Genomic DNA, 20,110 nt, shown 5'->3' with positions numbered 1-20,110 from the left:
CGCTCTATTGTGCCAAGCTGTGTCGCAGAATGGGGAACGCCGAATTGGACGTCGAAGACCTGATTGCATTCGTCGAAGTTGCTGATGCTGGCGGCGTTTCGGCCGGCGCTCGTCGACTCGGCGTCTCGAAGTCGATCATCAGCCGTCGGCTGTTCCGGCTCGAAGCGGAACTGGGCGTCCAGCTGCTTGCACGAACAACCCGTGGCGCTGCTCTCACAGAAGCAGGGATCACGTTTCGAGATCATGCAGCCAAAGTGCGCGCCGAGATCGACGCAGCCAAGGAAACAATCCTGCCCGCCGGCGAACTTCGAGGTCGTTTGCGAATTGCCGTGCCGCTTTCCTTCGGGCCGACCCACTTCGCTCCCGTACTCGCGGAAATGGCGCGACGCCACCCGCAACTTCACGTCCATGCCGCTTATAGTGATCGCTTCGTCGATCTCATCACTGAGGGATTTGATTGCGCCATCCGGGTAGGCTATCTCCCGGACTCCAATCTGATCGCCAGGCGCGTTGGGCCGATCTCCGGCAAGCTTGTCGCGAGCCCCGGATATATCAAAGCGCACGGCGCCCCGGAGACATTGGACGAACTCATCGCCCACGAAGCCCTGATGCAGGGAACCGAATCCTGGCAACTGATGGACGGCGACAAGATCGTCACGGTCCACCCGCAAGGGCGTTTTAAGGCGGACAACGGCACGGCTCTCGCCGTGGCTGCGGCAGCAGGACTCGGCATCGCCTGGCTCCCCGATTGTGTCATCAACGACTTCGTGGCCTCCGGCGCTCTCGTTCCAATCATGACACACCATCCACCGCCGTCGGCGGGCGCATACGTCGTCCGTCCGCCGGGCCAGCATCCCTCACGGAAAGTGCGGGTCCTGACCGAATTGCTGATCGAATGTCTCGGAGACAATCCGTACCTCGCGTGAGATTCGTGCTTCCGCACTTCTCGTGCCCATGAATCCGCTTTGGGTCAGAGGACTAAACCGCTCGCGCGGTAGGCTGCTGTGGCGTTTCTCGGGCGTTCGCCCGATACGGCGAGCTTCGAGGACGTGCGGCGCTACCAGCTGCATCTGGCGGCGAGCGGCGTTGGCGTGCCGACCATCAATCAGACCGTCTCGACCCTGCGGTTCTTTTTCAAGGTCACGCTGAAGCGCCGCGAGATTGTCGAGCACACCCATGTCATTCACGAGCCGCGCAAGCTGCCGGTGGTGCTCAGCGTCGAGGAGGTGGCGCGGCTGCTCGCTGCCGCGCCGGCGCTGAAGTACAAGGCGGCGCTGAGCGTGGCCTATGGCGCCGGCCTGCGCGCTGCCGAGGTGGTGTCGCTCAAGGTCGCCGACATCGACAGCAAGCGCATGGTCATCCGCGTCGAGCAGGGCAAGGGCGGCAAGGACCGCAACATCATGCTGTAGCCGAGCCTGCTCGAGTTGCTGCGCGCCTGGTGGAGGGCGCACCAAGCCGGCCGCCTGAGCTTCTTCGGCGATCACGCCCATCTCGCCGAGGCGCAATCCTTCGCGGCTTGTCTCGCACCGCTGCGCAAGGCGGAATGGGTTGTCTACGCCAAGCGGCCGTTCGGCGGGCCCGAGGCGGTACTGGCTTATCTGTCGCGCTACACCCATCGCGTCGCCATCGCCAACAGCCGCTTGATCGCCTGCGACCAGCAGGGCGTCACCTTCAGATGGAAGGACTATCGCATCAAGGGGCGCGATCGCTACAAGCGCATGACGCTCGCCACCTTCGAGTTCACCCGCCGCTTCCTCATCCACGTGCTGCCCAAGGGCTTGCATCGCATCCGCCACTACGGCCTGTTCGCCAAAGGCGCTTGCGCCGACAACCCCTTCACAATTCCAGACCTCGAAGCCTTACTAGGGGTCTCGTTGGAGCCTGAACACTGTTTGCAGGAGTCCCTTCACCGCCTCGCGGGCCGCAGCTGCGGCGGTTTCGTTGTAGCCGATGTGAGGATCGGTCTGTACGCAAGGGTCCGCGTACGTAAACGGCTGGCCGGTCTCGACATTGATGATGATGCCGAGAGGCTCTTCCTTCAACTTACACGCACGTACAGTCTGCGCCCCCTTCAATACGGTCGGTGTCTTCGGTGCGAGCGGATTATCGAAGACGTGGTGTGCGTCCGGGAATTCGATCAGCTTGGCATCCTTGCCGGTGGCGCGGAGGCGTTCGAAATAGGAACGGCAAGGAGCTACCGGGTTGTAGTCGTCTGCCGTGCCATGGAACTGCCGGATGGGCACCGTGCTGACTTCGGTGTCGCCGATGATCGCGATACTGCATGACGCATAAAACGGAATGTACGCCGCAAATTCGATGCCTGGATGCCAGGTCTGCTGGAAGCGCGTAAAACTGGCAGCGAGCACGGCTTGTCCGCCGCGTGAGAACCCCATCGGTACGATGCGTGCGGGGTCGATCCTGGGATGACCGATGAGCACGTCGTAGGCCCGGTACACATCTAGCACCATGTTGAACCGTCCGAGTTGTTCCTGATCGGGATTTACGTCGACCAAACCACGTCCGGAGAAGCTGTCGATTACGAAGGACGCGATCCCCATCTCATTGAAGTACTTCGCCCAGAATTCCTCGCGAGACCCCGTGCCTCCCGACCCATGTACGAGGATGACCGCCGGCAAGCGGTCCGAAGCGCCTCGCGGCAGCCGCAACTCGCCGGCGAGCGTAACGGCCTTTCCGTTCTTGTCGCCTGTCAGAAACTGTTGATCCGTCAGTGTTAGGCTTTCGAACGGGCGCAATTCCGTGCGCGCCACCAAGTCATTGAGTGCAGGCATCGCCCCTCCCAGATTGTTTGCCTCAGGTACGCACTTACAACTATGCGGTCGGCGGCTATTGATAAATTCGCTGACTGGTGGCTCTGATTGCGTTATGCGGTATTGCAGCTCAGCCTCCACGTTGGGCAGTCGGCGCAAAAATGGTGACCGAATGTCTGCTCGGGGTCACAAGCCATCGACGATGGCTACGCCGGGCGACTTCCGGCGACACCGAATCTCATTCAGATGGCTGCGAATAGGCGCATGGGCTCGGCGAGACCCTTAAGCTCGGCCCGTCCTTGACGGAGGCGCCCACTGTGCGCGCATACGTGCCGAACAGGATGAGACCAGCGACCCGCCCAGGATAGGTCGCCGTGAACAGGATAGACATCGGCCCACCCTCGGAGACACCGAACAAATAGGCCCTCTTAGAACCCGCGGCGTCGAGCACGGCGCGGATATCGTCGATCCTTTCATCGAGATGCGGGACACCGACACCACGATCACTGAGACCCGTGCCGCGTTTGTCGAATCGGATCAGTCGCGAGAACGAGCCGAGGTCGTTGAGGAAGCGCGCGATGTTGGGATTCTCCCACGCCTGCTCGAGATGCGATACAAAGCCCGGCGTCATGAGCAAGTCCGGACCGTCCTGTCCGGATATTTGATACGCGACGAAGACGTCGCCGCTGGTCACATAGCGCGTCTCGACAACCATGGCTTCCCTCAAGCCTAGCCCGCTGGGTAGCTTACGGTTAACGGCCAAGCAGTGCAACTGAGCGGCGAGAAGCTCATGGGTTAGTGTGGCGAGGCCCCAGCTGCTCATGTCCGCTTTGGGTCAATGGACTAAACCGCTCGCGCGGTAGAACGCCGCGGCTGGCGAAACAAGACACGGCGAAGCATGGGCGACAGCTCATCGTGACGAACGAGGCAATTGGCCCGTAGCTGGCGATGATCCGATGATCGAGGAGGTGCTGATCTGGAAGTTCGTGGCGGAGCACCAACCATTGCACAAGAGCCAACCCGAACCCGGCATTCTCGACCGTGATTGTATGCCCGTCGCCCTAATTGCACCCAGTCCAGGAATCTCGAAGCAAGCAGAGTAACTGATGCGGTGATGCTCTTGACGAGCAACTCGAAACAGTCTCGGCTCAGATAGCTCCGGGAGCTTTCCAGATCACTAGAGATCAGTTTGCCTCATGGGATTCGAATTTCGATGTCCTCGCGTTTAGATTGTGTGGTGTAGTATTTTTGCTACGACCAAGCTCTTGAAAGTACAGGTGCCGCCAAACATTAATCCCCATAGGCGATCTTCCGGATCGTCTGAAGGTTGTTTGACGCGACTTAGCTCGATCACGCGGCATCGTCCTACGTCCCCCCAGCGCGGTTTCCTCCTTTGGAGGCTTTCGGACGCCGGCCGCCGAATGCGCCGCGCCGCCCCTCATGCGGCCGGCATCCGAAACCCTTCACAGAAGCCGTCATTTTCTGTAAAGCCCTCGATTCCGCGGAGCCTCCCGCGGAGGATGATGGTTAGCGGATACTGCGCCCTCCAATCATTGCGGCTTTCCCATTCTAATGCGACCGCCGACGCTAAGCGAAGCGGCGCGGGGTGTGAACGGCTTCACACGCCTGTTTCAAGTTCGAACGTAGGATCATCCCCGCGCTAATATTGAGCGCGGGCTTTTCATCTCAACAGGAATGCGACCAGTGGGAGGTGCTGCGATGAGCACGACCTATGGTGCAATAGGGTCGAGACAGACCGCAGCAGTGACGCGGCGCGTCTCCAGCTTTTTCAAGAGATGTTTGAGTGCGTATCATGAGCGGCTCGAACGCCAGAGGTTACGGGCGACCTTGCATGACTTAAGTGACAGGGAGCTACTGGACATCGGCACTTCGCGCGGCGAGATCGACTACGTCGCCTCGAACAGAGTTATCGATCCACGTGGGATCTGCTCCGAAGGATGGAACGTCTGATATCCGGCGCCGATGGATGCCCGAGACTGAACACGAGCCGTGTGCACGATTTCGCACGAGCCGACTTCCGATATGGGTCAACATGCGAAGACCTCAGGGCCGCCACTTGGCCGATGGCCAATTGCCGCCGCTCCAAACGTGCCCATTTCGCGGCAAGGCGCCAGGCACCTCGACGCCCCAAATTCCGGCTCAGCGACAACGGAACGTTGGCGAGCTTAGTTTTGTGAACGCGTAAAGGGGACAAAGCGCACGAGTGCGACGGCGCGCGTCGTCGTCTTGTCGGGGGCGATTTTTTCGATGACCGTGAGCTGTTGAGTGGTGTAACCGGGTCCCACCGGCATAACGAGCCGGCCACCTACTTTAAGCTGTTCAATCAGGGGCGGCGGTGGCTGCCCGAGCGCGGCAGTCACGACGATGGCGTCAAAAGGACCGCATTCGGGCCAGCCATCGTATCCGTCGCCAAGCTTGACGCTCACGTTGTCATACGCAAGGTCTCTTAATGTTTTCGCGGCGGTCTCGGCCAATTGCGGGATGATCTCGATGGTGCAGACCTTTCGCGCCAGATGGGCAAGGACGGCGGCCTGATAGCCCGAACCCGTCCCCACTTCCAGCACAACGTGATCGGGCGCGACCTCGACCAACTGGGTCATCAAAGCCACGATGTACGGCTGCGATATGGTCTGCCCGAGGCCGATCGGCATCGGTCTGTCCGCGTATGCGATGGAGCAAGGTTGCTCGGGGATGAACAGATGGCGTTTCGTTTGCTCCATGGCCTCAAGGACACCCTCCGACAGGCCTTGCTGTCCCAAGGCACTGGCGGCGGATCGGGCGTATGCCCGGATGGTTTCGACCATGGCGGCGCGCTCGCGGACGCATTGCGCGTCCTTTGGTGCGTCCTGAGCGGTCGCTTCCCGGGCCACGACGACCATGGCAAACACGAGCGGCAGCAAGGCTTTCATCGTGCGCTCTCCGAGACGTAATGGGCTCACGTCGACCGCTCGACCGCAATGAGCCGATTCGACGCATCACCTCAGCGAAACACGGCGTCCGGCGAATGACAGTCATGGGTCCTCCAGCGGTCACGATCCATCACTGCATCTGGCAGGACACGCATTGCCGCCTCACTGCTCCCAACCGGGGTTCCTCACCTAATGTCCGTTGCGGATCATTCGCGTCGGTTTGGCCCTGCCACGTTGACTTCCGGCCAGTCCTGGTGAGCAGACGTCCTCAGTGCCGGTCGGAAGGTCTCAAACGGGCCAACAACAGACCAAGCTGCCTCCATGGTTCCTCGCAGGGCGTGGCCCATTCAACCCCGGCTATTTTTGTGCGAACACCTCTAAGAGGAACGCTTTCACGTCCTCATGCGCCTTCTTCATCGCTGCTTCGTTGTAGCCTGCCGTCGGGCCTTTGCGCACGCACGGGTCTTCCGGCGTGAGGGGCTGCTTCGAGACGGCGTTCAAGATGACTCCATTCTCGCCCTCTTCGAGCGAGCAGTCGATGACCGAGTTGCCATCAGGAACCTTGACCTCGGCAGGGAGGAACGGCGCGTCGAACGCATGACGTGCGTCCGCGTACTCGATGAGGCTCACCTTTCGTCCGGCTTTCTGCAGCCGCGCTGCATACTCGCGGCACTTGCTGATCGGCAGCCAATCGTCAGCGACCCCGTGCAGCATGAGAAGTGGCTTCGTCAGACCCTCGTCACCGCGAAATTTGGTAATACAGATACCGTACACAGAAATGTATGCCGCGTACTCGAGATCGGGCGAGCCATATTGCTTTTGGAAGCGTTCGGTATTGCCGTAGAGGGCAGCATGACTGCCGTGCGAAAATCCCATGAGGACGATCCGAGTCGGATCGACGCCCGGATGCTTCGCGAGAACCTGGAGCGCGCGGTACGCGTCTATAGTCCGCGGGATCGGGGCAACCTTTCCGAACGGAATGCGCACATCAGCAGGCAAAAAGGCGCCGCGTCCGGTGAAGCTGTCCACCGTGAACGTACCATACCCGGCCGTGTTCAGAACGGATGCCCACACTTCGACATAGTTCTTGGATCCCCCGATGCCGCTCCCACCGTGCAGCAACACAACTACGGGAAGTTTCGCACCGATTTTCGGGAGACGGAGCGCCCCTGCGACTGTAACGATCCTGCCCTTTTGCCCAGTCAGGAATTCCGCCTCCGTCATGTCCTCAATCGGTATCGGAATGAAGTCCTGCCGAGCAAACTGAGCATGCGCCATTGGCATAAAGAGCATCAAGCCCGCAATGATACCCGCTGCATTCCTCCACATTGCTCCCTCCCACCAACCGACATAGCGGACCCTATCATGGGCTAGTGGAACCCTCCACGCAAAACGATGATGCTGCGTCGCGACAAGCTTACTGCGCCAACGTCCGAGTTGGGTCATGAGCGCCGTTTGGAAGGTCCGCCGGTTGCTTCCGGTCTACCCCGATAAGCCGACAACTGAGGACGCCGCCCGAACTTCGCATTCGGGCCAAGAGGCGAACTTCCGTATAAACGAGCGCACCGACGCGCGCTTGTGCTTCGAGTGACGCGAGTTCGCATCGGGGGGTTAGTTCCACTGGTGGGACGTCGTGCCCGATCTGGTTGCAAGTCCCGCGATCGGCGCGCGTTCATTGACGTAGCTGGTGCAGCAGCTCCGCCACATGTTCATCTGCGCGACGGAGGCGACGACAGAGCTCGCGGTTTTACATTTTGAAGCACTATGACATAGGCGTGCATGTCAGCCTTGTAATAGGCGTACAGGCTCTTGGCTGTCAGCTCGTACAGCACGGCTGGCGTCGTTGCCATGACCGTGGCCGATCGATTTTGCATTTGGATCAGGGTCATCTCGCCGAAGAAATCCCCTGGCTCGAGATCAGCCGTGTGAATGAGCTCGCCTGAAAGTCCTTGCCGGCGTACCTCAAGCTCTCCTGAATGGACGACAAACATCGAACGTCCGGGATCGCCTTCAGCGATAACGATCTGGCCTGCCTGGACCCTGCGCTCGACCAGCATGGAGAGCAACAAGTCGAGACTCGTATCTGAAAGGCCGCCGAAAAACGGTGTCGCAAGCAAGAACGCTTTCAGATCGGGCGAGCTGACAGCCATGAGAATACTATACGCCGCTGCTTCAACGGCAATCAAGGCGTCGTTCCGGCACGGCTTGCGCGTAGCCAAAAATGAAGGAGGCCGCCGAACGCGGCGACCTCCAATTGCGAGCAGCTCAGGAAAAAATCAAGCTCAGAGAGGCGGCTGCCCCGGCCCCGACCCTGGACCAAACGGGCCGCGCAGGTTTCCCGGGCCCTGCAAGCCGCCAGCGATGAAGCCGCCGACCCACAGGACGGCGTCCTTGATGGCGCCGCCGATTGCGCGGAAGGCGTCGCCGAGCCAGTTGCCGCCGACGACTGTTTCGAGCTCCGCATCGTTCAGTTCGATGATTTCCGATTTTGCATGTTCCAGGTTCAGCATGTTGGTCGCTCCTCTTCAGAAGAAGTGTTGATGAAAGCGTTTGAAGTTCTCAGCGGTGGAAGATGCCACCTGGCAACCAGGGGTTCGGTCCGGCCGGCTGATGGGTCGTGATCTTTCCATCCACAATCCACGGACCGATGCAGCCTCCGTCATTGATGAAGCCGCCGCACACGGATTCCAATTCACGGTCGTCCAGTTCCCTACGGTCTCGATTGCTGCGCTCAGTCATTTGTGTCTCCCGCTTGCCAACGAGGGGCCATCCCCTCTCATCTGGTGGTCTCAGGAGTACCGCGGGCGGTTTGTTTGGACCGTGATTTGAGTCACAGGAACTACCGAGCGGGACGGGCGGCGCGTTGGGGCTCGGCCGTCGGCTCGAATAGGCGTCCACTCTCGCGGATATTGCGGAGGAGATTGCGGCCAGCCCGCAGACGCCTCAAAGCCGGGAACGAATGGAACTCAAGATCCCGGTTGTCGCGTCGATAACCTGCACTGCTTGCTGGGACTTGGCCAAGGCCAGAGCTGACCTCGCGCACTGATCGGGAAGTTGCGCGATCTTTCTGCGCTGGCTGGTCAGAATATTGGTCGACTGCTCGATGGCAAATTTCACCACATCGCGGGTCGGGTCGTTGTCGCCAACGCTCGTCAATTCCTTCTCGATCGTAATCAGATATTCGAAACTGGAAAGCTCTTGAGAAATCTCCGCGAGATTTTGGACCGTGGCTTTAACGCAATCTGCGTCCGCAGCGGGTATGTCGGTCCGCTTGGAAGTTTGGACGAGGTCCGCCATCAAGCCTGCGAACATTGGCCTGAGATCTTCAACTCGCTTCAGGTCTGCGGGACTGAGGATGCCGGCCAAGCACATCTTCGTCGCGAGCAGCAACCCCAGGCATTGCAACGCCAGTCGATTTGCAACCACACGGGCTGCCGCGGCAGGTGTCACGCTATCCGGTTGCGATATCATTTGACGCACTCGAACGCTCCGCCGGCAGTCCCGTCGCCATCACGGCGATAGCTTAGCGCCGCACAAGAGATCGCTCAACCGCATTTCCGCCAGCGCCCGCCTCAGACGCCAGGACTGGTCGCGACCCGTTGTAGGAAAATTCGCTCCTATGTATCATCGGAGCCTACTCTGGAAGTTCCAAGCTTATTTTTTGACGAACAGAAAGTGGTTGTGCCGAGATCATTTGCGGAGACTTGAAGCATGACCGATGGTCCCGAACGTATTTTTCGTGCAAGCGCGTTGCAGCGCGCGGCGTCTCCAGACGAACTCGACCATCTTGTCGCGATCACCAAGCCCGCCGACTGGATCCTGGCCGCCGTCGTCACGGTCGCACTGGTTGCGGCGCTGATCTGGGGGATCTACGGCCGGATTCCCTCCCGCGTGTCGGGACAGGGAATTCTGGTCGGCAGCGGACGCGTCGTCGATGCAGTCTCCGCCGCGGAAGGACGGCTCGCTTCGCTCAGCATTTCCGTCGGCGATCATGTCGAACGCGGGCAGTTGATTGCCCAGATCTCGCAGACCGACATCGAGCAGAAGTACGCAAATGCGGTGGAGACCTACAAGGAGCGTCAGCGCGAGCATGACGACATGGCCGCTAACGTCAGGTCGGAGCTCGCGGCCAAGGCCTCCAATTTCGAAAAGCTCGAGGCCGCCTTCAACAAGGTCATCGAAGCGACCGGGCAGCGCGTTCAGTCGCTGGATATCGACGTGAAGAATCTCGAGCAGCTCATGGCCAAGGGGCTGACCACGCGGAAGACGCTGGATGATCGCCGTCTCGAGTTGACCGAGGCGCAGCAGCGCCGGATGGACTCGCAAAACGAGATCCTCAAGCTGCACGCACAGAAATCCGATCTCCAAACCCAGCGGGAGCGTGAATTGCGGCAGGCCGAGTTCGCGGCCAACAATGCGCGCCGCGAGATGCAGGCACTCGCCGGAACCCTGGGGCGCAATTCGCAGATTCTCAGTCCGATCGCGGGGCGCGTGGTCGAGATCAAGATATCGACCGGTTCGGTGCTCGCCGTCGGCACCCCGGTGGTTCTGATTGAAGACGAGGGCTCGAAGCTCGAGGCGGTGGTTTATATCCCCGCCGAGCAGGGCAAGAGCGTCAAGCCGGGCTCGCAGGTGCGCATCGCGCCCAGCACTGTCAAGCGCGAGGAGTTCGGCACGATGATCGGGACCGTCTCCAGCGTGTCGGAGTTTCCCGTCACCCCGCAGGGCATGACCGCGGTGCTCCATAACGACCAGCTGGTTAAGGTGTTCTCCCATGACGGCGCGCCCTATGCCGTCGCCGTATCCCTGGAGCGGGACGAGACGACGACAAGCGGCTATCGATGGGCCGTCGGCAAGGGACCAGAGGTTCATCTGACCAGCGGCACGCTCGTCCAGGCCGAAATTACCACCCGAAACCGGCGTCCGCTGGATCTCGTTGTTCCTCTCATCAGGAAGCTGACCGGGATCGATGGATAGTCCTGCCAAGCCTGCTCCGGGGGTCAAGAAGACACCCACCGTCCTGCAGATGGAAGCGGCGGAATGCGGCGCGGCCTGTCTCGCCATGGTGCTGGCGCATTATGGCCGGTGGGTGCCGCTCGAGCAGTTGCGCGTCGAATGCGGCGTATCGCGCGATGGCAGCAAGGCGAGCAACATCGTCAGGGCGGCGCGCCGCTTCGGCCTGTCCGCCAAGGGCTTTCGGCAGGAGGTCACGACGCTGCGCGCGACGCCCACGCCCTGCATCATCCACTGGAACCTCAATCATTTCGTCGTTCTCGAGGGGCTCGATGGAAAGTTTGCCTACATCAACGACCCGGCCTTTGGGCGAAGGCGAATCGGGCTCGACGAGCTCGACAGGAGCTTCACCGGCGTCGTACTGGTTTTGGAGCCGACCGCCGGGTTCGTTGCGCAAGGAAGCAAGCCTGGCGGAGTGCGCCTGCTGGTCCGTGAGCTGCGCGGATCGAAGGCAGCTGTCGGGCTGCTTCTCCTGCTCAGCTTCGTCATGGTTCTTCCGGGGCTCGTGGCCGCGAGCTTTTCGAAGATCTTCATCGACGACATCCTGATCCAGCATTTGGATGGATGGTTGCGCCCTCTCCTGGTCGGCATGGCCGCCACCGTACTGATCCGAACTATTCTGGTGTTGCTCCAGCAATCCCTGCTGCTGCGGCTGCAGACGAAGCTGTCGGTGGTGATGATCAGCCGCTTCCTCTGGCGGGTGATGGTATTGCCGATGGAGTTCTTCACCCAGCGCCACGCCGGCGATATCGCGATGCGCGTTGCTGCCAACGAGCAGATTGCCCGACTGCTTGCAGGCGGCATTGCTGCGAATGCGCTCAACCTCACCTCCGTCGTGTTCTTTGCGTTCGCCATGGCGGTCTACGATCTGTGGCTTGCCGCGATCTGTATTGCCTTGTCGCTGCTCAACGTGCTGTTCTTGCGCCTGTCACACCGACGCCGGGAGGATCTCAGCCGCGGGCTCTCGCAAGAGCGCGGAAAGTCGCTGGGGGCGGTGGTCAGCATCGTCAGGAGCATTGAGACGATCAAGGCAAGTGGCCTCGAGGACGAGGCGTTCGGGCAGTGGTCTGGCATTCAGGCCAAGCTTCTCAATGCAGAGCGCGACCTCGCCTCGTCGTCGATCATGCTCGACATGATCCCGACGCTGATCTCCGGATTGACCATGATGGCGATCCTCAGCTTTGGAGGCTTGCGGGTAATTGAAGGCTCGCTGACGCTCGGCAGCCTCGTGGCGTTCCAGGCGCTGATGGCAAGCTTCTCGGAGCCTGTTTCGGCGCTCGTCAATCAGGCCAGCGGCTTTCAATTGATCCGGGGCGCACTCGACCGCCTCGAAGACGTCTACAACTATCCGCTCGGCGACAAGCCGAAGGATGGCGGATCCGAAAAGCGTTTCCCCGCCAAGCTCATCGGACGCGTCGAACTGAGGAATGTACAATTCGGCTATTCGCTGCTCGAGCCTCCGCTGATCTCCGACCTTTCGATTGCCATCAGCCCGGGATCGCGGGTGGCGATTGTCGGCGCGTCCGGAAGTGGCAAATCGACGCTTGGCCGCCTGATTTGCGGCCTCAACAGGCCGTGGTCCGGGGAGATCCTGATCGACGGAGCCCCGCTTGGGGACGTGCCGCCCGAAATCCTCGCCAACTCCGTAGCCTATGTGGACCAGGATATCTTCCTGTTCGAGGGCACGGTGCGAGACAATCTCACGCTCTGGGACCGGACGACGCCGGATGTCGATCTGACCAGGGCGCTGCAAGACGGGCAGATCCAGGGTGAGATCGCCATCAGGGCCGGCAATTACGATACTTACGTCAGCGAGGGTGGAACGAATTTCAGCGGCGGGCAGCGTCAGCGCATCGAGATCGCGCGTGCTCTCGTCGGCCGCCCTTCCGTCATCGTTCTCGATGAAGCCACGGCAGCGCTCGATCCGGTCACGGAGAAGACGATCGACGATAATCTGCGCCGATCCGGCTGCACCTGTATCATCATCGCGCATCGTCTGAGCACGATCAGGGATTGCGACGAGATCATCGTGTTGCGGCAAGGCAAGGTTGTCGAGCGAGGGACGCACGAGAGCCTCCTCGCCCTTGACGGCGAATACGCAAGGCTGGTGTCCCAGGAATGACCCGTTCGGCTGAAAACATTGTGTCGGGCGCGAGCCTCGTCTCGGCGGAGCTTCCGGTCGACATGGCGCTCGATGGTCGCAGGCCCGTCCTGCTTGATCACCACGGCCATGTGCTGGAGGTTGTCGCCGGTCATCTCGACATCTTCGCTGTCGACGTCGACGATGGCGAATACGGAAGCAGACACCATCTGTTTCGAATCGAAAGCGGCGATGTTGTCCCCGATCTCCCGGCGCTCGCGGCGTCTGCAGGACGCGGCATCAGCTTCATCGCAGTCGGCACCGACGGCACGCGCACATCGGCGCGATCCAGGTCGGATCTGAGGTCGGCAGCTCAAGCCACGCGCTGGATCGAGCGGTTGGCGCGCTTCGTCGCGGGACCTGCGCCGCACTGGCAGATGGCCGAGTTGCCGGAGGGCGAAGCCCGATTTTCCCCGAACGAATGCGCCCGGGGACCCATGCGCGGGCTGCTCTGGCTGACGGTGGAGCGCGGCGACCTCAGACTGATGGGCGTCGCCCTTTCTTATGCGGCCGGAAGCCGGCCGCTGCCGCTCACCTCGGGCTTGTGGGTCGAGGCGGGCCCGGAAGGCTGCGGCGTGATCGCAACCAGCGTTGCGCCGGCGTCGGTCTGGCCGGCAATCGATCAACTCCACCAGAGCTTCGTCGCCTGCGTCCAGCGCATTCTGGAGGATGAGAGGCTCGCCGAGAGCGAGCGTCTGGTGAGCCGGAACGCTCTCGCGGCGTCGCAGTCCATGGAAGCTTTCGACCGCCTGTCCGGCATCATCGGGCGTCGCTTTGATCATGACGCGGTCGATGCATCATATTCCGACCGGCTGGCCGGCGCCTGCCAGCTTGTCGGAAGCGCGATGCGCACGCCTATTGCGGTCTCCGGTCGGATCGACGGCAGCCGGCAGGAATTCGCTGGCCTGACGCAAATCGCGCTCGATGCCCGTCTTCGGCTGCGGCAGGTTCTGCTGCGGTCACGCTGGTGGCGAACCGATGCCGGCCCACTGGTCGGCTGGTTCGGCGAGAAGCGCGACCCGGTCGCCCTGGTCTACGAGCCGCGCCGCGGCTACATCATGATCGATCCGCTGACGAAAGCGCGTTGGCCGGTCAATCGCGCCGTGGCGGCGCAGATCGCTCCGGACGCGGCGATGTTCTATCCGCCGCTGCCGTCACGCTCCCTGAAGTTCAGGGATCTTCTTGAATTTGCCCTACGCTATGCGCGTGGCAGCGGTCTGCGCATCGCATTGGCGGTCGTGGTGATCGGGCTTCTGTCGCTGGTGACTCCCTTTGTCACCAACCTGCTGATCAGCTCGATCATCCCGAGATCGGAGCTCGACCAGCTCGTCTTCTGCGCTCTCGCGCTTGGCCTGACGGCACTGGCGGTAGCCAGCGTCCAAGTCATGCAGGGGCTTGTCATGCTCCGCATGGAAGCGACGATCGACTGGCGATTGCAGTCGGCGTTGATCGATCGCCTGCTCAGGTTGCCCACCGCGATCTTCCGGGAATTCACGGCGGGCGAGCTGGTCGACCGCGCGATGGGCATCGACGCCGCGCGGCGTGCCCTGACAGGCCACGCGTTGCGCGGCATGATCGCTGGCCTGTTCTGTATCTTCAGCCTCGGCTTGATGGTCTACTACAGCCCGAAGCTGGCCTTGCTCGCGATTGGACTGACATTCGTCAGGGCAGCCGCCATCATTTCCACCAACCTGCTGCGGCTCTATCACGAGAACAAGCACTTCACCCAGCAGGGCAAGGTCAGCGGATTCGTCCTCCAGTTGCTGATGGGTGTCGGCAAGTTGCGGGTGTCGGGAGCGACCGGGCGCGCGCTCGGAATTTGGTCGAAGCAGTTCGCGACGCAAAAGCAATATTTCGTCTGCTCGCAAGTTGCCAGCAACGGCCTTGGCGCGTTCGAGACGGCCTTTCCAACCCTCGCGACACTGATCATTTTTGCCTACGCATCCTATTCGAACAGCAACCTGCTCACGGATCTAGGCACATTCTTCGCGTTCTTTTCCGCCTTCGGGCAATCGATGGGGGCCGTCGGCTCCTGGGCGAGCGGTGTGAGTGAGGCGCTGATCGCAATACCGCCGCTGCTCCGGTTGCGGCCTCTGATCGCGAGCCCGACGGAGATTTCAGACGAGCGCAAGGCGCCGGGAGAACTGTCCGGTTCGATCGAGCTTGCGCGCGTGTCGTTCCGGTATCTGTCGAGCGGCCCTCTGGTGCTCGACAACGTCACATTGAAGATCGCGCCGGGCGAATACGTCGCGCTCGTCGGTCCATCCGGAAGCGGCAAATCGTCCCTGTTCCGGCTGCTGCTGGGGTTCGAGCGGCCGGAATCGGGCGCGGTGTTCTACGACGGAAAATCGATCGAGACGCTGGATGCGAGCGCCTTGCGGCGCCAGCTTGGTGTTGTCTTGCAGAGCGCCAGACTGGCTAACGGGAGCATCTACGAGAATATCTCTGGCGGACTTCGGCTGCCGCTCGATCAGGTCTGGGAAGCCGCCCGGCTCGCCGGCATTGAAGAGGACATCAAGGCCATGCCGATGGGCATGTTGACCCAGATATCCGAAGGCGTCAGTACGCTTTCAGGAGGACAACGTCAGCGCATCATGATCGCGCGCGCCATCGCGCGACGCCCGCGCGTCCTGCTGTTCGACGAGGCGACGAGCTCGCTCGACAATCGATCCCAAGCCATCGTTAGTGATGCCTTGGAAAATTTGAATGTTACTCGGATCGTCATCGCTCACCGGCTGAGCACCGTGAAGAGGGCGGATCGGATCATCGTGCTGGTCGACGGCAAGATCGTCGAAAGCGGCACGTTCGAGGAGTTGACCGCCGCTGCCGGTGCTTTTTCGGCGTTTGCGCAGCGGCAGATGCTCTAGTGGCGGCAACCCCCGATCCATTCGCTCCGAGAAAAAGCTCAAGCTCGGGTTAGGCTTCGGAGGCTAGCTCAAATCGAACGTTTTCCGCACCTTAAGTCGTTATCTACAGGCTCTGGAACCGCAGTGCAGGTGCGAAACTTGGCCATCATTTCGCGGAAGAAAAGCAGCCGCTTGCCTCTGTGATGGGTATCACAGCCTAAACAAACCGCCCGCAGTACTCCTGAGACCACCAGATGAGAGGGGATGGCCCCTCGTTGGCAAGCGGGAGACACAAATGACTGAGCGCAGCAATCGAGACTGTAAGGAGCTGGACGACCGTGAATTGGAGTCCGTGTGCGGTGGCTTCATCAATGATGGAGGCTGCATCGGTCCGTGGATTGTGGATGGAAAGATCACGACCCATCAGCCGGCGGGGCCGAACCCCTGGTTGCCTGGTGGCATCTTCCACCGCTGAGAAACCACACGTTCAAACGTTTTCATCACATACATGATCTGAAGAGGAGCGACCAACATGCTGAACCTGGAACATGCAAAACCGGAAATCATCGAACTGAACGATGCGGAACTCGAAACAGTCGTCGGCGGCAACTGGCTCGGCGACGCCTTCCGCGCCATCGGCGGCGCCATCAAGGACGCCGTCCAGTGGGTCGGCGGCTTCATCTTTGGCGGCTTGCAGGGCCCGGGCAACCTGCGCGGCCCGTTTGGCCCGGGGTCGGGGCCGGGGCAGCCGCCTTTGTAAGCTAGTTCTTCCAAGAGGTCGCCGCGTTCGGCGGCCTCTTCCGCTTGGCTCTAAAGCTCCGTCCGCATCTGACGCCAGACCTGTCGGTTGGATTGCCGATGAGTTGCTCCAGTTGTCTGGAAGCTGAGCAGGTGCGCAATGTTGCCCAAGGGCACTTCAATTGGGAAACTGTGCGCCTCTGCTCAGACTCCAAGCCCCGATACAAACTGAAGTCAGCTTCGGGTCCAACAGCGCCGTTCGGATCGGCCCAGACCGACATCCGGTCGAGACCTTGAGACCGGACCTAAGGCGGCTTCCGAGCCTCTCCGCCTTCGGCCAAAAACGGACAATGCGCTGGGGTATGAGCTAAACTAGGCCATCTATCAATCAACACCGCAGGACATGCAATGGGACGTTCCGTCCAGTCTCCACTAACACTATTCGATAGCCTGCCATTTGGGTTCGCCCAGGTCTCCATCGTGCCCACGCCCTTCGGCGATGCAGTTCATGTTTCGGGACAGGTAGCCTGGGACGCGGACCGCAACATAGTGGGTGCGAATGACATCGGCATTCAACTGAAGAAAAGTCTGGAGAATCTAGCCACAGCGTTGGCGTCGGTCGGCGCGACGCTCGATCAAGTCGGGGCAATAAGACTTTACATCCGGCAAAGCCATATCGACCAAGGCAAGGCGATTAGCGATGCACTGATGGAAACCTTTGGTGACCGGCCACCGTGTGCTACTTGGATAGGTGTGCCGAGCCTAGCGCGAGAGGAATTCTTAATCGAGGTTGAGCCGTCAATTATCTTCGTTGCCCGAAGCTGAGTGGCGTCTCTTGCGGGTCACAAGCCGCCGATCACACTTGCAGTGGCAGACTTCCGCTTTGCTCTGGTAAGCTGACGATCATGCGCACTCCCCAATCGGAGTTCTTGCGAACCACAACGGCCCGGAAGGACAACCAATGAGCATCAAAGCCGTCGTCTTCGACGCCTACGGTACGCTCTACGACATCCAGTCGGTCGCTGACATCACCGAGGATGCGTTTCCGGGCTATGGCGAGATCATCACGCAGATCTGGCGCATCAAGCAGCTGGAATACACCTGGTTGCGCTCGCTGATGCGGCGCTACCAGGATTTTGGCGCGGTCACTCGCGACTCGCTCGCCTATACGCTGCGTGTGCTCGGGCTCGCCTATGAGAGCGAGGCATTCGAGCGCGTGATCGAAAAGTATCTGCATCTCGATCTCTATCCGGATGCACCGGCAGCGCTCCGAGCCTTGAAGCCTCGGAAACTCGCCATCCTCTCCAACGGAAGTCCGGACATGCTGAACGCGCTCGTGCGCAACTCCGGGCTCGACAGCCTGCTCGATGCCACCATCAGCGTCGATGCGAAGAAGATCTTCAAGCCGAGCCCGGCGGCTTATGAGCTGATCGGTGAGGTGCTGGGCACCGCACCGGATGAGGTGCTGTTCGTCTCCTCCAATCCCTGGGACGTCGCGGGCGCAAAATCGTTCGGCCTCAACGTCGCCTGGATCGAGCGGGTGACGCCGGAAGCGATGGCGCTGGCTTGCGTCGAGAACGAACTCGTGGCACCGCTGACCATGTTCAAGGCGATCCGCACCCAGATGGACGAGCTTGGCTTTGCGCCGGACCACCGCGTCCGCGCGCTGTCCGAGCTGCCGAGTATCATCTAGGGGTCATCCAGGTATCGCCGCCCGCCCGTGAGACTGGAATGAGCCTGCAATCTGTTCGCGCCTTCTTCGCCGAGAACGCCCCCGACATCTCCGTCATCGAATCCCCGATCAGCTCCGCGACCGTGGCGCTGGCGGCCGAAGCCTATGGTGTCGAGCCGGGGCGGATCGCCAAGACGCTGTCGTTGCGGATCGGCGAGCGCGTCATCCTGATCGTCGCCGCCGGCACCTCGCGCATGGACAACAAGAAGGTGAAGGCGCAGTTCGGCGGCAAGCCGAAGATGCTGGGACTGGAGGAGGTCGCCGAGATCACCGGCCACGAGGTCGGCGGCGTCTGTCCGTTCGGGCTGAAGGCGCCGCTGCCCGTCTATTGCGACATCTCACTGAAGGCGTTCGACGTGGTGGTGCCGGCTGCGGGCTCGACCCACAGCGCCGTGCGCATCACGCCAGATCGTATGGCCGAGCTGACCGCGGCTGAATGGGTCGACGTCTGCGAGCACAGGCCCTGAGCGGCGCTAATCATCCTCGTCGTAAGGCCGTGGTGGAGGCGGCGGAGCATTGTAGCGCGGGGGCGGCGCAATGCGATTGCGCGGGCTCGGCGGCTGCGGCTGAGCCTGGTTGTTCGACTGGAACACAGCGCGACACCCGCTCGAGAGCTGCGGCGTGTTCTGTTGCAAGCAGGCCACGATACGGTTCACGTCCGGGATCTGATCGCTGCACAGCCGCCACACATCCGGAGTGCAGGCCATCTGCTGTTCCATGGTTCCGCGATATTCCTGGGCGGAGGCAGCGCTGTGCGCGACGATGCCGCCGATCGCAAGCGCCATACCCAGCGCAATCCGCTCTGTTCGCATCTTTCGATTCCTTCCCGAGCCTCTCGAATTCTCATCAAACAATGAGACGCGGGCAGGTTCTGAACCAACAACAAAATGTGAAGGCGATGCTGGAACCTACTCCACCTTGCCGATCTTCTTCACCGCCGCGATCAGCCGCGCGCTGTCGGCCGCCACGAATTCGGAAAAGGCCGGCGCGTCCTGATAGGCGACGAGACTGCCTGATGTTTCGAAGGTCTTGAGCACGTCGGGGCTCGTCATCACCTGCGCCATCGCCTCGCGCAAGCGGGTCGCGATCGGCGCCGGCAGAGAGCTCTGCGCAAAGAGCCCGGCCCAGATGTACATCTCGACGTCCTTGTAGCCGAGCTCCTGGAAGGTCGGCACGTCAGGGAAGCTCGCGATGCGCTGCGCGCCGCAATTGCCGAGCACGCGCAGCTTGCCGGCGTCGACCTGCGGCTTCAGCGTTCCCGGTGCGGCGGCGATCGCCTGCACGGTGCCGCTGAGCAGCGCGGTGAGCGCGGGGCCTGCGCCGCGGAACGGCACGTGCAGCAGCTTGATGCCGGCGCTGTTTGCGAACATCTCCATCGCCACATGCAGCGTGCCGTACGGTCCGGACGAGCCATAGGTGATCTGGCCCGGCCGCTTCCTCGCATCCTCGACGAAATCCTGCGCGGTCTTCCATGGCGCCGAGGCCGGCACCGCGAGCAGCGTGGGATCGGCCAGCACGCGCGCGATCGGCATGAACTGCGAGACCTCGTAGGCAACGGGGCGGTCGAACAGCCGGTCGGCCTCGGGTAGCACCGCGAGCGAGGACAGCGTCATCAGCAGCGTGTAGCCGTCGGGCTCGGCGCGCGCGGCGGCGGCATTGCCGACCGATCCACCGCCGCCGCCGGCGCGGTTATCGACGATGACAGGCTTGCCGAGCACCCGCTCCAGTGCCATCGCCACCGGGCGCGCCGCGAGATCGGCCTGGCCTCCGGCCGGAAACGGCACGATCATGGTGATGTTGCGCACCGGATAGGCTTGCGCAAAGGCCTTGTCCGGCCAGGCAGCCCGCAACAACGGCAATGCCGCAGCGGCGCGCAAGAGATCGCGTCGATCCATGGTGGTGCCCTCCCCCTGATCTTCTTTGTTTCGCTGCCCAGCCTAGCG

General features: G+C 61.5%; 19 protein-coding genes and 3 pseudogenes. 12 read left to right on the top strand and 10 right to left on the bottom strand.

Going from position 1 to position 20,110, the window contains the following annotated elements:
- Positions 1-44: 44 nt before the first annotated feature.
- The 3 genes and pseudogenes from GGD63_RS13875 to GGD63_RS13865 all read left to right on the top strand — a co-directional run.
- On the top strand, positions 45-926 hold the full coding sequence (locus tag GGD63_RS13875; RefSeq protein WP_183242787.1) for a LysR family transcriptional regulator: 882 nt from the start codon (positions 45-47) through the stop codon (positions 924-926).
- Positions 927-1,010: 84 nt separating this feature from the next.
- Positions 1,011-1,406 (top strand): annotated as a pseudogene (locus tag GGD63_RS13870) (tyrosine-type recombinase/integrase); the annotation flags it as partial.
- A 39-nt stretch (positions 1,407-1,445) separates the two neighbouring features.
- Positions 1,446-1,859 (top strand): annotated as a pseudogene (locus GGD63_RS13865) (transposase); the annotation flags it as partial.
- A gap of 3 nt (positions 1,860-1,862) precedes the next feature.
- Here the strand turns inward: GGD63_RS13865 and GGD63_RS13860 are convergent.
- Positions 1,863-2,789: a dienelactone hydrolase family protein gene (locus tag GGD63_RS13860; protein WP_183242785.1), complete on the bottom strand. Its 927-nt coding sequence runs from the start codon at positions 2,787-2,789 to the stop codon at positions 1,863-1,865.
- Positions 2,790-3,006: 217 nt separating this feature from the next.
- Positions 3,007-3,462 carry an alpha/beta hydrolase gene (locus tag GGD63_RS13855; RefSeq protein ID WP_312013246.1) on the bottom strand — a complete coding sequence of 152 codons (456 nt, stop codon included), beginning with the start codon at positions 3,460-3,462 and terminating at the stop codon, positions 3,007-3,009.
- Positions 3,463-4,463: 1,001 nt separating this feature from the next.
- Here GGD63_RS13855 and GGD63_RS40585 point away from each other — a divergent pair.
- Positions 4,464-4,739, top strand: a complete 276-nt coding sequence (locus GGD63_RS40585) for a DUF1127 domain-containing protein (RefSeq protein ID WP_312013244.1) — start codon at positions 4,464-4,466, stop codon at positions 4,737-4,739.
- A 215-nt stretch (positions 4,740-4,954) separates the two neighbouring features.
- Here GGD63_RS40585 and GGD63_RS13845 read toward each other — a convergent pair whose 3' ends face one another.
- The 6 genes and pseudogenes from GGD63_RS13845 to GGD63_RS13820 form a co-directional block, all read right to left on the bottom strand.
- On the bottom strand, positions 4,955-5,698 hold the full coding sequence (locus GGD63_RS13845) for a protein-L-isoaspartate(D-aspartate) O-methyltransferase (RefSeq protein ID WP_183242781.1): 744 nt from the start codon (positions 5,696-5,698) through the stop codon (positions 4,955-4,957).
- Between the two features lie 357 nt (positions 5,699-6,055).
- The gene (locus GGD63_RS13840) at positions 6,056-7,027 is read right to left on the bottom strand and encodes a dienelactone hydrolase family protein (protein WP_183242779.1); all 972 of its coding nucleotides are present in this window, start codon (positions 7,025-7,027) and stop codon (positions 6,056-6,058) included.
- A 343-nt stretch (positions 7,028-7,370) separates the two neighbouring features.
- Positions 7,371-7,848: pseudogene (locus GGD63_RS13835) on the bottom strand (cyclic nucleotide-binding domain-containing protein).
- Between the two features lie 132 nt (positions 7,849-7,980).
- Entirely contained in the window at positions 7,981-8,208 is a 228-nt protein-coding gene (locus tag GGD63_RS13830; RefSeq protein WP_183242777.1) for a hypothetical protein, read from the bottom strand.
- 49 nt (positions 8,209-8,257) lie between these two features.
- Positions 8,258-8,437, bottom strand: a complete 180-nt coding sequence (locus GGD63_RS13825) for a hypothetical protein (protein ID WP_183242775.1) — start codon at positions 8,435-8,437, stop codon at positions 8,258-8,260.
- A 204-nt stretch (positions 8,438-8,641) separates the two neighbouring features.
- Positions 8,642-9,169, bottom strand: coding sequence for a hypothetical protein (locus tag GGD63_RS13820; protein WP_183242773.1), 528 nt, complete (start codon positions 9,167-9,169; stop codon positions 8,642-8,644).
- 240 nt (positions 9,170-9,409) lie between these two features.
- On the opposite strand from GGD63_RS13820, the gene GGD63_RS13815 reads away from it, so the two are divergent.
- The 8 genes from GGD63_RS13815 to GGD63_RS13780 all read left to right on the top strand — a co-directional run bounded on the left by GGD63_RS13815 (position 9,410) and on the right by GGD63_RS13780 (position 18,634).
- Positions 9,410-10,675 (top strand): NHLP bacteriocin system secretion protein, encoded by a 1,266-nt coding sequence (locus tag GGD63_RS13815; protein ID WP_183242771.1) that lies wholly within the window; start codon positions 9,410-9,412, stop codon positions 10,673-10,675.
- Complete coding sequence (locus tag GGD63_RS13810; protein WP_183242769.1) at positions 10,668-12,833, top strand: NHLP family bacteriocin export ABC transporter peptidase/permease/ATPase subunit; 2,166 nt, start codon at positions 10,668-10,670, stop codon at positions 12,831-12,833. Before GGD63_RS13815 ends, GGD63_RS13810 begins: the two co-directional genes overlap by 8 nt.
- Positions 12,830-15,718 carry an NHLP bacteriocin export ABC transporter permease/ATPase subunit gene (locus tag GGD63_RS13805; protein WP_183242768.1) on the top strand — a complete coding sequence of 963 codons (2,889 nt, stop codon included), beginning with the start codon at positions 12,830-12,832 and terminating at the stop codon, positions 15,716-15,718. Before GGD63_RS13810 ends, GGD63_RS13805 begins: the two co-directional genes overlap by 4 nt.
- Positions 15,719-15,992: 274 nt before the next feature.
- Complete coding sequence (locus GGD63_RS13800; protein ID WP_183242766.1) at positions 15,993-16,172, top strand: hypothetical protein; 180 nt, start codon at positions 15,993-15,995, stop codon at positions 16,170-16,172.
- A 57-nt stretch (positions 16,173-16,229) separates the two neighbouring features.
- Positions 16,230-16,457: a hypothetical protein gene (locus GGD63_RS13795; protein WP_183242764.1), complete on the top strand. Its 228-nt coding sequence runs from the start codon at positions 16,230-16,232 to the stop codon at positions 16,455-16,457.
- Between the two features lie 386 nt (positions 16,458-16,843).
- Positions 16,844-17,260, top strand: coding sequence for a RidA family protein (locus GGD63_RS13790; protein ID WP_128943023.1), 417 nt, complete (start codon positions 16,844-16,846; stop codon positions 17,258-17,260).
- A 136-nt stretch (positions 17,261-17,396) separates the two neighbouring features.
- On the top strand, positions 17,397-18,128 hold the full coding sequence (locus GGD63_RS13785) for a haloacid dehalogenase type II (protein ID WP_183242761.1): 732 nt from the start codon (positions 17,397-17,399) through the stop codon (positions 18,126-18,128).
- A gap of 38 nt (positions 18,129-18,166) precedes the next feature.
- Positions 18,167-18,634, top strand: coding sequence for a YbaK/EbsC family protein (locus GGD63_RS13780; protein WP_183242759.1), 468 nt, complete (start codon positions 18,167-18,169; stop codon positions 18,632-18,634).
- 6 nt (positions 18,635-18,640) lie between these two features.
- Here GGD63_RS13780 and GGD63_RS13775 read toward each other — a convergent pair whose 3' ends face one another.
- Positions 18,641-18,979, bottom strand: a complete 339-nt coding sequence (locus GGD63_RS13775) for a hypothetical protein (protein WP_183242757.1) — start codon at positions 18,977-18,979, stop codon at positions 18,641-18,643.
- Positions 18,980-19,075: 96 nt separating this feature from the next.
- Positions 19,076-20,062: a tripartite tricarboxylate transporter substrate binding protein gene (locus GGD63_RS13770; RefSeq protein ID WP_183242755.1), complete on the bottom strand. Its 987-nt coding sequence runs from the start codon at positions 20,060-20,062 to the stop codon at positions 19,076-19,078.
- Between the last annotated feature and the right edge of the window lie 48 nt (positions 20,063-20,110).

The organism is Bradyrhizobium sp. cir1 (genome assembly GCF_014198245.1).
GTDB lineage: Bacteria > Pseudomonadota > Alphaproteobacteria > Rhizobiales > Xanthobacteraceae > Bradyrhizobium.
Note: the sequence above shows the minus strand (reverse complement) of the source record. Positions and strands in the feature narration are given on the sequence as shown.

Bases quoted from the DNA above. Each gene is read 5' to 3' on its own strand.
- GGD63_RS40585 (WP_312013244.1), top strand. From the start codon at position 4,464: ATGCGACCAGTGGGAGGTGCTGCGATGAGCACGACCTATGGTGCAATA.
- GGD63_RS13795 (WP_183242764.1), top strand. From the start codon at position 16,230: ATGCTGAACCTGGAACATGCAAAACCGGAAATCATCGAACTGAACGAT.
- GGD63_RS13810 (WP_183242769.1), top strand. From the start codon at position 10,668: ATGGATAGTCCTGCCAAGCCTGCTCCGGGGGTCAAGAAGACACCCACC.
- GGD63_RS13845 (WP_183242781.1), bottom strand. From the start codon at position 5,698: ATGAAAGCCTTGCTGCCGCTCGTGTTTGCCATGGTCGTCGTGGCCCGG.
- GGD63_RS13805 (WP_183242768.1), top strand. From the start codon at position 12,830: ATGACCCGTTCGGCTGAAAACATTGTGTCGGGCGCGAGCCTCGTCTCG.
- GGD63_RS13815 (WP_183242771.1), top strand. From the start codon at position 9,410: ATGACCGATGGTCCCGAACGTATTTTTCGTGCAAGCGCGTTGCAGCGC.
- GGD63_RS13800 (WP_183242766.1), top strand. From the start codon at position 15,993: ATGACTGAGCGCAGCAATCGAGACTGTAAGGAGCTGGACGACCGTGAA.
- GGD63_RS13825 (WP_183242775.1), bottom strand. From the start codon at position 8,437: ATGACTGAGCGCAGCAATCGAGACCGTAGGGAACTGGACGACCGTGAA.
- GGD63_RS13775 (WP_183242757.1), bottom strand. From the start codon at position 18,979: ATGCGAACAGAGCGGATTGCGCTGGGTATGGCGCTTGCGATCGGCGGC.
- GGD63_RS13860 (WP_183242785.1), bottom strand. From the start codon at position 2,789: ATGCCTGCACTCAATGACTTGGTGGCGCGCACGGAATTGCGCCCGTTC.
- GGD63_RS13820 (WP_183242773.1), bottom strand. From the start codon at position 9,169: ATGATATCGCAACCGGATAGCGTGACACCTGCCGCGGCAGCCCGTGTG.
- GGD63_RS13770 (WP_183242755.1), bottom strand. From the start codon at position 20,062: ATGGATCGACGCGATCTCTTGCGCGCCGCTGCGGCATTGCCGTTGTTG.
- GGD63_RS13830 (WP_183242777.1), bottom strand. From the start codon at position 8,208: ATGCTGAACCTGGAACATGCAAAATCGGAAATCATCGAACTGAACGAT.
- GGD63_RS13780 (WP_183242759.1), top strand. From the start codon at position 18,167: ATGAGCCTGCAATCTGTTCGCGCCTTCTTCGCCGAGAACGCCCCCGAC.
- GGD63_RS13840 (WP_183242779.1), bottom strand. From the start codon at position 7,027: ATGTGGAGGAATGCAGCGGGTATCATTGCGGGCTTGATGCTCTTTATG.
- GGD63_RS13785 (WP_183242761.1), top strand. From the start codon at position 17,397: ATGAGCATCAAAGCCGTCGTCTTCGACGCCTACGGTACGCTCTACGAC.
- GGD63_RS13790 (WP_128943023.1), top strand. From the start codon at position 16,844: ATGGGACGTTCCGTCCAGTCTCCACTAACACTATTCGATAGCCTGCCA.